The following is a 13,918-nucleotide window of genomic DNA, read 5'->3' as shown; positions in this document are numbered from 1 at the left end:
AAACGCCTCACCGGATAATCGGGTAGCGCTCGAACGGGCGGTCCACGAACAGCTTGCGGTAGGTGGCGTGGGTTTTGATGATTTTGGAGCCAATGCTGCGCGTGACCACCAGCATGCGCGGGTTGAAGTCGCCAATCCAGTTCATCTCGATGTCGGTGTAGCCAGCGCGTAGGAAGGCATTTTGGGTTGACATAATGAGCGCGTTTTCTACGCCTTTGCCCTGGTGCGCAGGCACTACGCCGTAAATGATGCCCAGAATTTTCTTGTCGGCGCGTTGCGCGTAGCGCCACTGCTCCCACACAAAGCGCAGCTTGCCCACCAGGTCGAGGCGCTTGCCGATGTGCTTGAACACCTGGTTTAGCTCGGGGATATTGATGAAAAACGCTACCGGCTCTTCGTTATAGTAAGCGAAGGCCAGCACCCGCTCGTCAATCACGGGCTTCATTTCCTGCACGATAGTGCGGGCCTGCTCCAGGGTCATGGGCTGCACCCCAGCGTGCTTGCCCCAGGCCAGGTTATAGACGTGGTGAAAATCGCGGGCCAGCTTTTCGGGCTCGGCCTTGCGGGCGTGGGTGAAGATGTAGCCCGCCGCCGTGAGCTCGGTCAGCTTCTTATTGAAGCTGGGGTGCAGCACCTGCGCTACCGGCCGGTAACAAGTGTACTGCTTGAAATAGAGCTGAAAGCCGTAGCTCTCAAACAGCTGCTGGTAATAAGCCGGGTGCCAGAACATGCCATAGTTCGGCTCGTGCTCGAAACCATCGATGAGCACGCCCCAAAACCGGTCGCGGTCGCCAAAATTGATGGGGCCATCCACGGCCAGCACGCCGCGCGCCCGCACCCACTGGCAGGCCACATCGAAGAGCTGGTTGGCCGCCGCCTGGTCGTTGATGCACTCAAAAAAGCCCAGGCCGCCGGCCGGTAGCTCGGGGTCGGTGGTGCTGGTGAGCGGGTTGATAAAGGCCGCGATGCGCCCGATAACCTCGCCGCCCGCATCCGTGAGCAGCCAGCGCTGCGCCTCGCCGCCAGCGGCAAATAGCTTGTTTTTGGCCGGGTCGAACACGGCTTCCACCTCGTTGTCGAGCGGATTGATAAAGGCGGGGGCAGCGTGGTGCAGGCGGCGCGGCAGGTCGTAGAACTGCTGGCGCTGGGCGGCGGAGGTAACTTCGAGCAAAGGCATTAGCCCAAAGATACGCGGCCGGCCCGCGCCCTGTGGGCGCAAAGCCGGCCGCATGCCAGCGCAAATTATTGGTAATAAATGCTTTGAAAAGAAGATAAGAAGCCGCTAGTCGGCTTCCTCGGGGGGGAGCTGCCGCTGGAAGTGCCGCTGCAAAATATCGTTGACTTTGGCGCGCGTCAGGGGCTTGTTTATCCAGTCGGCCACGGGCAGGCCGGCCATGCGGGCCTGGTCGCGGGCGTGCACCGAGGTAGTGAGGATGATGACGACGGGGGGGCGCTGGGGCGGCTGCATATAGGCCTCGAGAAAGTCGATGCCATCCATCACGGGCATGTGCACGTCGAGCAGCACGAGGTCGGGGCAGGCAGCGGCCTTGTCGGCCTGGGTATCGGCCAGCAAGATGAGGGCCTCGGCGCCGTTTTCGGCCACCAGGCACTCTTCGGTCACGCCCAGGCTCAGCAGCAGCTGCTCGTGCAGGAAGTTGGTAGTCGGGTCGTCGTCTACAAGTAAAACGCTGGCTAGCTTTTGCATATCCGGGAAAATGAAGCAGGAAAGGTTATAAGGGTAAGCATATCAGGCGGGTAGGGAAACCGTAAACGTAGAGCCCGCGTGGGGCTGGCTTTGCACCTCGATGGTGCCACCCGCGTTTTCGACGATGCGCTTGACCATGTAGAGGCCCATGCCCGAGCCCGGCACGTGGGCGTGCAGGCGGCGAAACATGCCGAACAGCTTGCTTTGCTGCTCCGGCGTCAGCCCCAGGCCATTGTCGTGCACTTCGAGCAAGATGGCACCGGGCTGGGAGCGGCAGCGCAGGTGCACGACCAGCGGCCGGGCGGGGTGGCGGTACTTGATGGCGTTGGTGAGCAAGTTGTAGAAAATGCTGCGCAGGTGCTGCGGGGCAAAGGAAATGGTGGCGCACGAGTCGAGGCTGACGTGCAGCTCGGCGTGGGCCTCTTCGAGCAGCGGGGCCAGGTCGAGGCGCACGTTTTCGGCCAGGGCGCGCAGGTCTACCTCCTCGGCCGGCTGGGTGTGGGCCTGCTGCAGCTTGGCAATATCGGTGAGCTGCGCAATGGTAACCTGAAAGCGCTCGATGGCACCCTGCATCATGCCCAGCACGCGGGGCACCAGGCCCGCCTGCCGCACCTCGGCGGGCAGTTGCTCGCGCAGCAGCAGCAGCAGGCCCTCGATGTTGGCAATGGGCGCTTTGAGGTCGTGCGAGGCGGTATAAATAAAGTTGTCGAGGTCTACGTTGGTGCGCCGCAGCTGGCCGTTGGTTTGTTGCAGCGTGGCCAGGGCCTGGCTGAGCTGCTGGCGGGCCAGCACCTGCGCCGTCACGTTGTAGGCAAACACCGACACGCCCAGCGTCTGCCCGCTTTCGCGGTAGGGCTGATACGCGAAATTAAAGTACTCGGTGTGCTCCGCGGGGGCGGCGGGCCGGGCAATGGTCAGCGGCACCTCGTCGGCCACGAGCGCCTCGCCCGTGCGGTACACCTGGTCGAGCACGGCCACGAAGCCCTGGGGCTCGGCTTCGGGCAGGGCCTCGGCCAGCGAGCGGTAGCGCAGCTCGCGTCCCGGAAACAGCCGGCTGAACGCGGCATTGACGTACTCGAAGCGGTGCGCCGGGCCCCACATCAGGGCCACGGCGGCGGGCGTTTGCTCAAATACCTGGTACGACGTTTCGCGCTCCTGCGCCAGGCGCTCGGCGGCGGCGCGGGCCTCGGTCTGCAGTGCGGCTACCTGCTGCTGGGCGCGCACTTCGGTGGTGACGTCGAGGGCAAACGCCAGCACCCCGTCGGTGCGGCCCTGCTCGTCGTGCCGGGGCTGGTACACGCAGTTGAAGTAGTGCTCGGTGGGCTGCTCGTCGCCGGGGCCATTCACGCACAGGCGCACCTCGTGGCCCTCGTGCGAATGGCCGGTGTCGTACACCTGGCGCATCCAGGCGTAGGTGGGCTGGGTCAGCAGCTCGGGGGCGGCCTCGCGCAGGGGGCGGCCCAGCAGCTGCCGGCCCGGAAAAAACTGCTGGTAGCCGGGGTTCACCAGCTCATACACCAGGTCGGGCCCGTCGAGTACGCAAATGGCGGCCGGGGCCTGCTGAAAAAAGCGGGCCAGCCGCTGCCGCTGGGTTTCGGCCTCGGCGTGGGCAGCCTGGGCTTCGCGCACGCCCGCGGCCACCCGGCACTCCAGCTCCTGGTTTAGCTGGTGCAGCTGCTCATTTACGGCGCGCAGCTCGGTGTTCAGCTCCTGCGTGCGCAGGCGGCCGCGCACCTGCTCGCTCACGTCGCTCATCACTACCAGCACGCTGGCCGGCAGGTTATCGGGCTGGTGCAGCGGCTGGTACACAAAATTTAGATACACTGGCTCGGCCGCCTCGCCGCGCAAAAAGCGCGACGGCGTTTCGTGGGCCACGTAGGGCCGGCCGGTGGCCAGCACCTCGGCCAGTAGTTCTTCCAGGCCGTGGCCGGCGGCCTCGGGCAGCACCTCAAACAGCGGCCGGCCCAGCACCTGCTCGTGGGTGCGCCGCCACAGCGCACAAATGGCGGGGTTGGCCAGGGCTACCCGGTGCCGGGGGCCGTGCAGCACCGCAATGGCCACCGGGGCCTGCTCCAGCAACTGTGGCCACTGGGCCGGCGCGGGCGGGGGCAGGCTGGCCAGGGGCGCCTCGGGGGTGAGGCTGGCCACCAGCCGCTCGCCCACGCGCTGGCCGGCCACCCGCAGGCGGTAGGGCTGGCCGGCGGCCGTGTAGCCCGCCAGCGTGTGGTGCCCCGCCGCGCCCGACAAAAACGTGGCCCGCAAAAACGCCAGCCCGGCCGCATCGGTGGGGGCCAGCGCCCGGTACGAGGTGGCCGGGTGCTCGGGCAGGCCCAGCAGGCGCTGGGCGGCCGGGTTGAGGCGCTCGTAGGAGAAGTCCAGCAGCTCCTCGCCCAGGCCAGCCGCGTACACCGGCCCGAGCTGCGCCACCCCCGTAGTAGAGGCGTCGAGCAGCGTGCGCAGCAGCGCATCGAGGCCAGGCTGCTCGGCGGGCAGGGTGGGGGTAGGCGGGGGCATGAAACAGGGGGAAAGGACGTGGTTAGCTGTACTAGCGATAAAGCTTAAAAGTTAAGATTTTGCCAGTTAGGTAAAAATGATTTTAATCATATCCAACGAATACAGCTGGCGCTAGTGCGGCAGGGCCGGAATGCTTTTTGCCTGCAAAAAAGCCTCTACCTGTTGGTTAAACTCCCCGGCGTGCTCTTGCAGGGTAGCGTGCCCGCAGTCGGGCACCACCCAGAGGCGGGCGCGGCGCAGGTGCCGGTAGATGGCCACCGTATGCTCCAGGGTAATTACGTCGCGGTCGCCGGCCACGATAAAGGCCGGCGCGCTGATGCGCCGCAGGGCCGGCAGCGGCACATTGGGCTGAAACACATCCAGTTGAAACACCTTCCAGTCGTTGCGGCGCTTGGGGTCGGTAAAGACGGTGTGCTTGTTTTCCTGATACCCTTGTTGCTGCTGCCGCCACAGCGCGGGCGTCAGGGCCAGCGAGTCGGGCGAGAGGTTGGCCCCGGTAGCTACCAGCCGGCGCACCTTGCGGGGGTGGCGCAAGGCCAGCACCAGGGCCGTGATGCCGCCGTCGCTCCAGCCCACCACGTCGGCCGAGTCGAGGCGCAGCTGCGTGAGCAGCGCGGCCATGTCGTCGGCCATCATCTCAAAGCTCAGCGAGTCGCCGGGGTCTGCCGACCGGCCGTGGGCGCGGCTGTCTACGGCCAGCACGCGGTGGTGCCGGGCCAGGTAGGCAATGTTGCTGGCCCAGGCCCCGAGGTTGTCGCCGTTGCCGTGCAGCAGCAGTAGGGGCGGCCCCGCGCCGTAGGCTTCGTAGTACAGCCGCACGCCGCGCACCAGCTGGTAGTGGCCGGCGGCGGGGTTGTGGCCGTAGGGCCGGGCCTGGCCCCAGGCCCGGCCGCGGCCCCCCGGCAGCAGGCTTAGTAGCAGACACAGTGCGAGAAAGGCTTTCATGCCCGGCAAGGTAGGGCGCGGGCGGGCGCCGGCGCGGCCCGCCCGCGCCGGCCATGTTACGGCTGGGTTATCATTCATCGTTTGCTCATCTGAAATTCATTTGGTAACACAGGCGTGATTTTGCGGCAACAGGCCCCCAGGAATTTTGTGGCCGCTATGCAAGGAACCCTTACCAAATTATTTTTTGCGCTGCTGCTGAGTGTTACGTCGCTGTCGGCGGCGTGGGCCCAGGCCACCGGCAGCCTCGAAGGCACCTACAAGGACGCCAAAAACCAGGAAGCCATCATTGGCGGTACGGTGCGGCTCGATAACACGACGCTCGCCGCCTCGACCGACGAAAACGGCCACTACCTGATTGCCAACGTGCCGGCCGGCACCTACACGGTTATCATCTCGTCGGTGTCGTACAAGTCGCTGACGCTGCCCAACGTAGTGGTCGCGGCCGGCAAAACCACTACCCTCAACGGCCAGCTTTCGCCGGACAACACCCAGCTCGGCGAAGTAACCGTGAGCGGCGTGCGCCGCACCAACACGGAGGTATCGGTTATCAACGAAATCCGGCAGGCCAACGTGGTGGTGAGCGGTATTTCGTCGGAGCAGATTGTGAAAACCCAGGACCGCGACGCGGCCGAGGTAGTGCGCCGCATTCCGGGCGTCACCATCGTCGACAACCGCTTCATCCAGGTGCGCGGCCTCAGCGACCGCTACAATACGGTGTGGCTCAATGATGTAACCGCGCCTAGCTCGGAAACGGACCGCAAGTCGTTTTCGTTTGACATCGTGCCCAGCTCGCTCATCGACCGCGTGCTGGTGTTCAAAGACCCTTCGCCCGAGCTGCCCGGCGACTTTGCCGGTGGCTTGGTGAAGGTGTACATCCGCAAACCCATCTTCAACGAGAAGCAGTTTACGGTGAACTACTCGGCGGGCTTTCGCCAGGGCACTACCGGCCAGGATTTCTATACCGACCGGCCGCAGGCGGGCGACGTGTTCGGCTTTGGCGCTACCAAGCGCGACCTGCCCAACGGCATGCCGCCCCTGAGCACCGCCTACCAGCAGTACGAGCGCGATTTCTACGCCCGGCAGCTCGACAACAACTTCGGGATTTTCAAGACCAAGGCCATGCCCGACATGCGCTTTAACGCCGCCTACCTGACTCAAATAAAGGTGGCCGGGCTGGAAATCGGCAGCGTGTCGTCCGTCAACTACACCAATACCTACACGCGCTTCAACGTCAACCGCAACGTGTTTGACGCCTCGCAGCAGCGCACCGACCAGCTGCGCGACGACCAGTCGACGCAGAACATTCGCCTCGGGGCCATTCAGAATTTCAGCCTCGTGCTGCCCCACGGCGGCCGCCTTGAGCTGCGCAACCTATTCAGCCAGCAGGCCCGCAACCAGCAGGTGACCCGCGACGGCGCCGACGACAAGGGCACCCCCACCCGCCGCAGCTACCTGCAAGGCTACCAGGGCCGCACCACCTACACCGGCCAGCTGGCCGGCACCCACAAGGCCGCCGACGAAAAAACGAGCTTCGACTGGGTGGGCGGCTACGGCTACTCGGCCCGCAACGAGCCCGACCTGCGCCGCCTGAGCTACCAGATTACGCCCGGCACCGACAAGACTGCCGAAATCCAAACGGCCCTGACGCCCGCCGCCGGCCAGGTCGACGTCAACAACGCCGGCCGCCTCTACCAGAAGCTGAGTGAGCACATCTTCACGCTGAACGCTAACCTGAAGCGCACCGTGGCCGTGGCCGACCGCAAGGTCGAAATCGGCACCGGCACCTACCTCGAATACCGCCGCCGCTCGTTCAACGCCCGCGCCTTCGGCTACTCCCTGAACAGCGGCGGCATGGCTGGCCTCAAAAACGAGAACGTGGGCAACATCTTCGCGCCCCAAAATATCGGCTACGACGGCTACCGGCTGGATGAGGACTTGAACTCGACCTACCGCTACGCCGCCCGCAACGAGCTGGGCGCGTTCTACCTGTCGCTCAACATCCCGCTGACCGACAAGCTGAAGCTGGTGACCGGCGCGCGCTACGAGCACAACCGGCAGTTTATCGAAACGGGCCTCAACGGCCAGCCGGTAACTCAGAACGTGCCGACCAACTTCGTGCTGCCCTCGGCCAACTTCAGCTATAACATCAACGCCACCAACCTGGTGCGGGCCTCCTACGGCCGCAGCCTCAACCGCCCCGAGTTCCGCGAAGCCGCGCCGTTCTTCTTCTACGATTTCGAGTTCAGCGCCCTCAACTACGGCTCGCTCTACCTGCGGCCCGACGCGCCGCTGAAAGTAGCCAGCATCGACAACTACGACCTGCGCTACGAGTGGTACCCCTCGGCCGGCGAGCTGGTGCACGTGGGGGCGTTTTACAAGAACTTCCAGAACCCCATCGAAAACGTGATAGTGCCGACCACCAACCTGGCCTACACCTTCACCAACGCCCCGAGCGCCTACGCCTACGGCGTGGAGCTGGACCTCAAGAAAAACCTGGAGTTTGTAAATGAGCGCCTCAAAAACCTGTCGCTGGTGTTCAACGCCTCGCTTATCAAAAGCCAGGTGAACCTGGGCGACAACGTGGTGGTGTGGAACAACAAGCGCGCCCTGCAAGGCCAGTCGCCCTACGTGTACAACGGCGGCCTCTACTTCAACACGCCCGACAACTCGTGGCAGGTGACGGCCCTCTACAACGTGTTTGGCCCCCGCATCCTGTTTGCCGGTAGCGACCAGTACCCCGACGTGGTGGAGCTGCCGCGCCACACCGTAGACCTCTCGCTGACCAAAACCCTGGGTCGCGGCCTCTCGCTGAACGCCGGTGTGCAAGACCTGCTGAACCAGCGCGTGAACCTGGTGCAGGACTATGCCCGCGATGGCAAGTACACTGCCGCCGACCCCTCGCTCAGCAACTACCGCCGCGGCACCTACTACACCGTGGGGCTGCGCTTTAGCCTCGAGCCCCGCCCGGCCACGCCGGTGCCGTAGCCTGCGGCAGTTAAGAGTTTTGAGTCAGGAGTGTTGAGCTGTAGATGCTCTGTTCTGATTTAAAATTACTTAACCCAAAATTTATAACTCAGAACTCAAAACTCACTCACGCTTTTTCAGCATGAAAAAGAATACCCTTTCCGTTGCCCTGCTCGCCACGCTGGTTGGCCTGGCCTCTTGCTCAACGAAAGACATCACGCCCGCCCCCAACATGACGGGCACGGGCACCTCGCTGCCGCCCACCGGGGGCACCAGCAGCCTGCCCGTGGTGACGGTGCAGCCTGGCAATACTGGGATTGCCGCCAACACCACCTGGACGGCCAGCAACCGCTACCTGCTCAAGGGCTTCGTGTACGTGCGCAGCGGCGCTACGCTCACCATCGAGCCGGGCACCGTTATTCTGGGCGATAAGGACAGCAAGGGCACGCTCATCATCGAGCCGGGGGCCAAAATAATGGCGGTGGGCACGGCGGCCCGGCCCATCGTATTCACGTCCAACCAAGCCAAGGGCGCGCGCAACTACGGCGACTGGGGCGGCGTGATTATCGCGGGCAACGCGCCCACCAACTCGGTCGTGAACGGCGTGCGCCCCACCATCGAGGGCGGCCCCACCACCCAGTACGGCAGCGCCTACGTGAACCCGGCCAACCCAACAGCCGTGGCCGACAACTCGGGGATGCTGCAATACGTGCGCATCGAGTTTGGCGGGGTAGCCATTTCGCCCAACAACGAGGTGAACGGCCTGACGCTGGCCGGCGTGGGCAACGGCACCGTCATCGACCACATCCAGGTTTCGTACTCGGGCGACGACTCGTTTGAGTGGTTTGGCGGCACCGTAGATGCCAAGTACCTCGTGTCGCTGCGCTGCTTCGACGACGACTTCGACACCGACAACGGCTACTCGGGCAAGGTGCAGTTTGGCATTGCGCTGCGCGACCCGCAGCAGGCCGACCAGTCGGGCTCGAAGGCGTTTGAGTCGGACAACGACGCCAGCGCCACGAACAACAAGCCCAAGACATCGGCCGTGTTTTCGAACATGACCCTGGTAGGCCCCATCCTGAACCCGAGCGCCCCCAGCTACAGCCCGCAGTACACGGCCGGCGCGCACATTCGCCGCAACTCGGCCCAGAGCATTTTTAACTCGGTGTTCATGGGCTTCCCCACCAATATCCTCATCGACGGCGCGCCCACGGCGAGCAACATTGCGCCGCTGGCCTCTACCAGCCCCACGGTGCAGGACAGCGCCCGTTTCAAAAACAACATCGTGGCGGGCGCGCTGGTGGGCTCCAACTCCACCGGCGGCCAGCGCAGCATCCTGTACGTAGGGCCGGGCGGCGGCGCGGGCAGCCTCACCCCCAACAGCACCATGAGCAGCGACTCGTCGGCCTGGAACGCGGCCGTGGGCCCGCTCACCTGGTTTAAGAGCAACGCCAACCGCCGCTACGCCACTTCCGACAACGTGCAGCTGCTCAATCCCTTCAACCTCACGGCCCCGAGCTTCCTGCCCCGCACCGCCTCGCCCATCGTCACGGTGTCGCCGGCTACCGCCCCGGTAGCGCCTGCCAGCTTCAGCGACACCAAGCTCCGCGATTCCTTCTTCTCGAAGGTCAACCACATCGGTGCCTTGGCCGACCCCAACGCCTCGGGTGCCACCAACTGGCTGAGCGGCTGGACCAACTTCGACCCCCAGAACACCGACTACTAAGCGCCCGCGCTGCGGCCTCAGCACCACACTGCCAGAATGCCAGAAGCCAGGGCTGCCCCGCAGCCCTGGCTTTTTGTTTGGCGCGGGGCGGCTCATTTTTTCCTTGAATTCTATACTTGTGGCTACGCTAGCTACTTCCTCGGCGCAGAACCCACCCGCGCCCGCCCGCCCCTACTGCCTGGCCGCCCCCACCTGGACCTGGTCGGCCAGCCAGGCCGGCGCGCAGGTGTGGCAGGCGGCCGCGCCGCTTGCTTCCGCGCCCGCGCCGACGGCTGGTAGCCCGCCACCTGCCGCCGGCTACCAGCCGGGCCTACCAGAGGCCGGCGCGCCGCTGCTGGTGTCGAGCCCAGCGTGGCACGTGCATTTGCTGCGGCTGCTGTTTCAGCTGGTGCTGCGGCCCGAGCTGGCGGGCGGCCCGGCCGCCCGCCTGGCGGCGCACACCCAGCTGCCGGTGGCCGCCGTGCGCCAGGTGCTGGGCCGCCTGGCCGCCCAGGGCTACTGGGCCGAAGGCAGCGCCCCGGGCACCAGCCCCCTGCGGCTGCCCGCCCCGGCCCACTACTGGCTGGCGCACTACGCCGGCACCCTGCGCCGCCGCCTCAATGCGCAGCGCTACCGCCCGCGCCACCCCGCCACCCTGGCCACCTGGAGCCAGCGCGCCCTGCCCGCCGGCTGCCTGTGGGGCGGCGAGGTAGCCGCGCGCCGGCTGCTGGGCTGCCCCGCGCTGCCAGCCAGCGCCACTATTTACAGCCAGCTGCCGCGCCCCGCGCTGGTGCAGCAGCTCGACCTGGTGCCCGCGCCCAAAGGCTCGATTGAGCTGCTCAATGCCTTCGCCCCGGCCGGTTTTCACGCGGCCGGCGATGCGGACTGCGTGCCGCCGCTGCTGGCCTACGCCGACCTGCTGGCCAGCCAAAAGCCCGAGGAAGCAGCCCTGGCCCACGAGCTACGGGCGCGCTACCTGACCGAGCTGGTAGGCTAAAGCGCGCCCGGCAACGGGGTTTGTAGCTGCTTATACCAAGTGCCGGGTAGCCGGGCTAGCGCAAGCTGGGCCGCCATGAAGCTACTCTGGAAGCTCGCTGGGCAGCCGCCTGCGCGTTTCCGGAACAGCGCCGTAGGCTGGTTGCAGGCCGCCCAGGTCGAGGGTGATGCGGTCGAGCACCACGCCGGGGTCAAGCGGATAAAGCCGGAGCGTGTGCCGGCCGGGGCCGAGCGCCGGGGCTTTAAACTGCCGCTGCGCATTGTTGCTTAGCACGTTTTGCTTCCACTCCTCGGAGCGGCCCACCGTTTTGCAATCCAGCACCTGCATCGGGCCTTCATCTATAGAAAGGCCGTAGCGCACGCTGGCCGCGCGGGTGGTGGGGTGCGTGGGCAGCGTAAAAACCGTGACCACGGGCGCGGCCGGGGTGAAGGTGTAAAAATCGTATTCCGCAAAGGCCGTGGCGGCGGGCGCGCTGCCGGCCTCGGCCAGCGGCGTGGCTTGCAGCAGCTGGGCTTGCAGGCCGCTGCCCGTGCGCCCCAGGCCCGCTACCACGGCCCAGCGGTGGCCGGGCTGGTCGGTTTTGCGGCTGTAGTGCGCGGCAAAAAGGGAGAGGTAGCCGTTGGCTTCCACAAAGCCGGGGTAGTCGGCCAGGGCCTCATCGGGCCGGGTGGCGCGCACGGCCACCCGAACGGTTTTGCCCGCGCCGCGCAAGACCAGGTAGCCGCTGGGCTCGCCGCGCCGGGGCAGCTTGCGCCAGTCTACGCGCAGGTGCAGGCGCACTTGCTGCTGGCCTTCGGCCGCCGCGAGCGTGCCTTTTCTAGCCGAAAGCACCAGCCACTTGGGGCAGGAAACGGCCCGCCAGCGCACCGCCTGCCGGCAACTCAGAAAGACATCCACAAAGTAGCTCGCCGGGCCCCAAGCGTGGAAAGTGGGCAGGCTTAACTGATGGCTGAAAGCCGCCGAGTCGGGCCCCGCCCAGCCTTCGGGGGCCACGCCCCACACCTGGGTGGTGTCGAGGTGGAGGGCCGGGGCTGCCGGGGCCTGGTACGCGGGCAGGTCGCGGGGGTGCATGCTCATCATGCCCCGCCACTTGCCGCCGGCCAGCTGCTCGTTGTAGTAGGCCGTTTCGGTTTTGAGGGCGGCGTAGGCTTGCTGGGCCCAGCGGGCGTAGTCGGTGGCGCAGGCGCGGTTTTGGCGGGCATACAGGTAGCTTTTGTCCTGATACAGAAACTTCTGGTTCATCAGGGCCGCCGCTACTACCGGGTAGTACACCAGCTCGTAGTAGGCATCGGCCCGCTCGGGGGCGATGGCGGCGCGCAGCGCCTGGGCCTGCGCCACCAGGCGGGCGTAGCGGTCGAGGCGGCGCTGGGCTTCGTCGCCGTAGTAAAAGTGGTTGTAGGCCGTGCGGTGGGTAGGGGTGGTGGGCTCGGTCTGGCTCCAGCCCATAAACTCGGGCCGGCGCTCGAAGGCCAGGTCGTAGTACTCCCACAGCAGCGCCCGCATGGCCGCCGCCTGCCCGGCCCCAAAAGCCTCGGCCAGCCACTGCTGCAAGTGGGCCGGCCCGGCGGCGGGCTGCGCAAAAGGCGCGGCCGCGTAGGCCATATCCAGAAACAGCTGCGTGCTGTATTCCAACGGTTTGAGGTCACCCACGTTCAGCACCCACAGCCGGTCGGTGCGCAGGGCGTGGGCCTTCAGCAGCTCCTCGCGCAGCAGGGCCGGGTGCGTGGTGCCCAGCCAGAGGTAGTCGTGCGGCCGCCCCCAGTACGAGGCGTGGTAGTACACTCCCGCGCCGCCCGCCCGCGCCTGCTCCTCGGCATTGCTGAGGCGGCTGAGGTAGCCGTAGTTGTCGTCGGGCCACACCAGTGTCACGTCGTCGGGCAGCTTGAGGCCGGCATCGTACACATCGAGCACTTCCTTGTAAGCCGTGAACACCTGTGGCACGCGGGCTACGTCGGGGGTTACGTAGCGGCGCAGCAGGGCGCGCTGGTCGGCGAGCACGCTGCCCAGCATCCGGGCGGCGTCCTGCGGGGTTTTGGCCCCCAGCATCCCACTGTCGTGCACCCCGCGCATCCCCAGCGAGTAAATGGCCTCCAGCCCGGCCGCTTCCTGCACGCGCTGCTCCCAGTAGCCCAGCACGGCGGGCCGGTTCTGGAAGTAATCGAAAGGCCCCATCGCGGGCTCCTTCCACTCGTCCACGTTGTTGCGCAGCATGGGCTCGGCGTGCGAGGTACCCACCAGGATGGCGTAGCGGTCGGCCACCTGCGGGTTGCCGGGGTAGTGAAAAAAGGCCCGCGTGCTCGGGTGCATGGCCGGCCAGATGAGGTTGGCCTTCAGGCGCAGCAGCAGCTCAAACAGTCGGGCGTAGGTGTTGGGGCCAATGTCCTTGATGTCGGTATCGAGGTTTTGCGCGGCCCAGGGCTGCAAGCCCCAGTCTTCATCATTAAGAAAAATGCCCCGGTACTTCACCGTGGGCGGCGCGCTCTGGTAGGTGCCGGCCGCGAGGTAGAGGCTTTCCCGGCGCTGGGGCGTCACGTCGGCCCACCAGTGCCAGGGCGACACGCCCAACCGGCGCGACAGCTCAAACACCCCAAACGCCGTGCCCCGCCGGTCGCTGCCCGCCACCACCAGCGCCTTGCCGCCTTTGCCAAATGGCCGGTCTACTACGCTGATGCTGAAGGCTTCCCACTGTCCCCGCAGCTGCGGCACCGCGCCACTGGCCGCCAGCTGGTCTACCAGCGCCGAGTGCCCCAGCGTGCCGATGATGACGGAATAAGCAGCCAGCGGCTGCCCGGCCGCCCGCAGCGCGGGCGTCGTGCCGCTGATGCTGGTAAGGTCTTTGGCCAAGGCTTCGGCCGCCACGCGCACTACCTCGGCATCCTGCGCATCGAGGTAGAGGGGGGCGGCCGTGTGCTCGTGCACCAGTGGGAAGGCGGCGGGGCCGTACTCGGCCGCCAGCATCAGCGGGGCCGACTGCTGCGCTCCCGCTCGCAGGCTTTCGCCAACCAGCCCCAGCAGCAAGAGGTAAAAAAACCAGTTTTTCATGAAAGGCCAAGGGTGGGTGTAGTGCGGGTGCCGAGCCAGCAAGTTG

Annotated in this window: 8 protein-coding genes; 3 read left to right on the top strand and 5 right to left on the bottom strand. The window is 66.0% G+C overall.

Annotated features, from left to right (window positions below):
• Window positions 1–7: 7 nt before the first annotated feature.
• The 4 genes from VFO93_RS21985 to VFO93_RS21970 form a co-directional block, all read right to left on the bottom strand.
• On the bottom strand, window positions 8–1,177 hold the full coding sequence (locus VFO93_RS21985; RefSeq protein WP_325136530.1) for a hypothetical protein: 1,170 nt from the start codon (window positions 1,175–1,177) through the stop codon (window positions 8–10).
• A 105-nt stretch (window positions 1,178–1,282) separates the two neighbouring features.
• The gene (locus VFO93_RS21980; protein WP_325136529.1) at window positions 1,283–1,705 is read right to left on the bottom strand and encodes a response regulator; all 423 of its coding nucleotides are present in this window, start codon (window positions 1,703–1,705) and stop codon (window positions 1,283–1,285) included.
• 42 nt (window positions 1,706–1,747) lie between these two features.
• A complete protein-coding gene (locus tag VFO93_RS21975) occupies window positions 1,748–4,219 on the bottom strand; it encodes a PAS domain-containing protein (protein WP_325136528.1) in 2,472 nt (823 codons plus the stop codon).
• Between the two features lie 111 nt (window positions 4,220–4,330).
• Complete coding sequence (locus VFO93_RS21970) at window positions 4,331–5,164, bottom strand: alpha/beta hydrolase (RefSeq protein ID WP_325136527.1); 834 nt, start codon at window positions 5,162–5,164, stop codon at window positions 4,331–4,333.
• A gap of 156 nt (window positions 5,165–5,320) precedes the next feature.
• Here VFO93_RS21970 and VFO93_RS21965 point away from each other — a divergent pair, with 156 nt between their 5' ends.
• The 3 genes from VFO93_RS21965 (at window position 5,321) to VFO93_RS21955 (ending at window position 10,830) form a co-directional block, all read left to right on the top strand.
• Complete coding sequence (locus tag VFO93_RS21965) at window positions 5,321–8,149, top strand: TonB-dependent receptor (RefSeq protein ID WP_325136526.1); 2,829 nt, start codon at window positions 5,321–5,323, stop codon at window positions 8,147–8,149.
• 121 nt (window positions 8,150–8,270) lie between these two features.
• The gene (locus VFO93_RS21960) at window positions 8,271–9,854 is read left to right on the top strand and encodes a hypothetical protein (protein ID WP_325136525.1); all 1,584 of its coding nucleotides are present in this window, start codon (window positions 8,271–8,273) and stop codon (window positions 9,852–9,854) included.
• Between the two features lie 103 nt (window positions 9,855–9,957).
• Entirely contained in the window at window positions 9,958–10,830 is an 873-nt protein-coding gene (locus VFO93_RS21955; RefSeq protein WP_325136524.1) for a type IV toxin-antitoxin system AbiEi family antitoxin, read from the top strand.
• Window positions 10,831–10,911: 81 nt separating this feature from the next.
• On the opposite strand, the gene VFO93_RS21950 is transcribed toward VFO93_RS21955, so the two are convergent.
• Window positions 10,912–13,872 carry a glycosyl hydrolase 115 family protein gene (locus tag VFO93_RS21950; RefSeq protein WP_325136523.1) on the bottom strand — a complete coding sequence of 987 codons (2,961 nt, stop codon included), beginning with the start codon at window positions 13,870–13,872 and terminating at the stop codon, window positions 10,912–10,914.
• Window positions 13,873–13,918 lie beyond the last annotated feature (46 nt).

It is taken from the genome of Hymenobacter sp., from assembly GCF_035709525.1.
GTDB lineage: Bacteria > Bacteroidota > Bacteroidia > Cytophagales > Hymenobacteraceae > Hymenobacter.
Note: the sequence above shows the minus strand (reverse complement) of the source record. Positions and strands in the feature narration are given on the sequence as shown.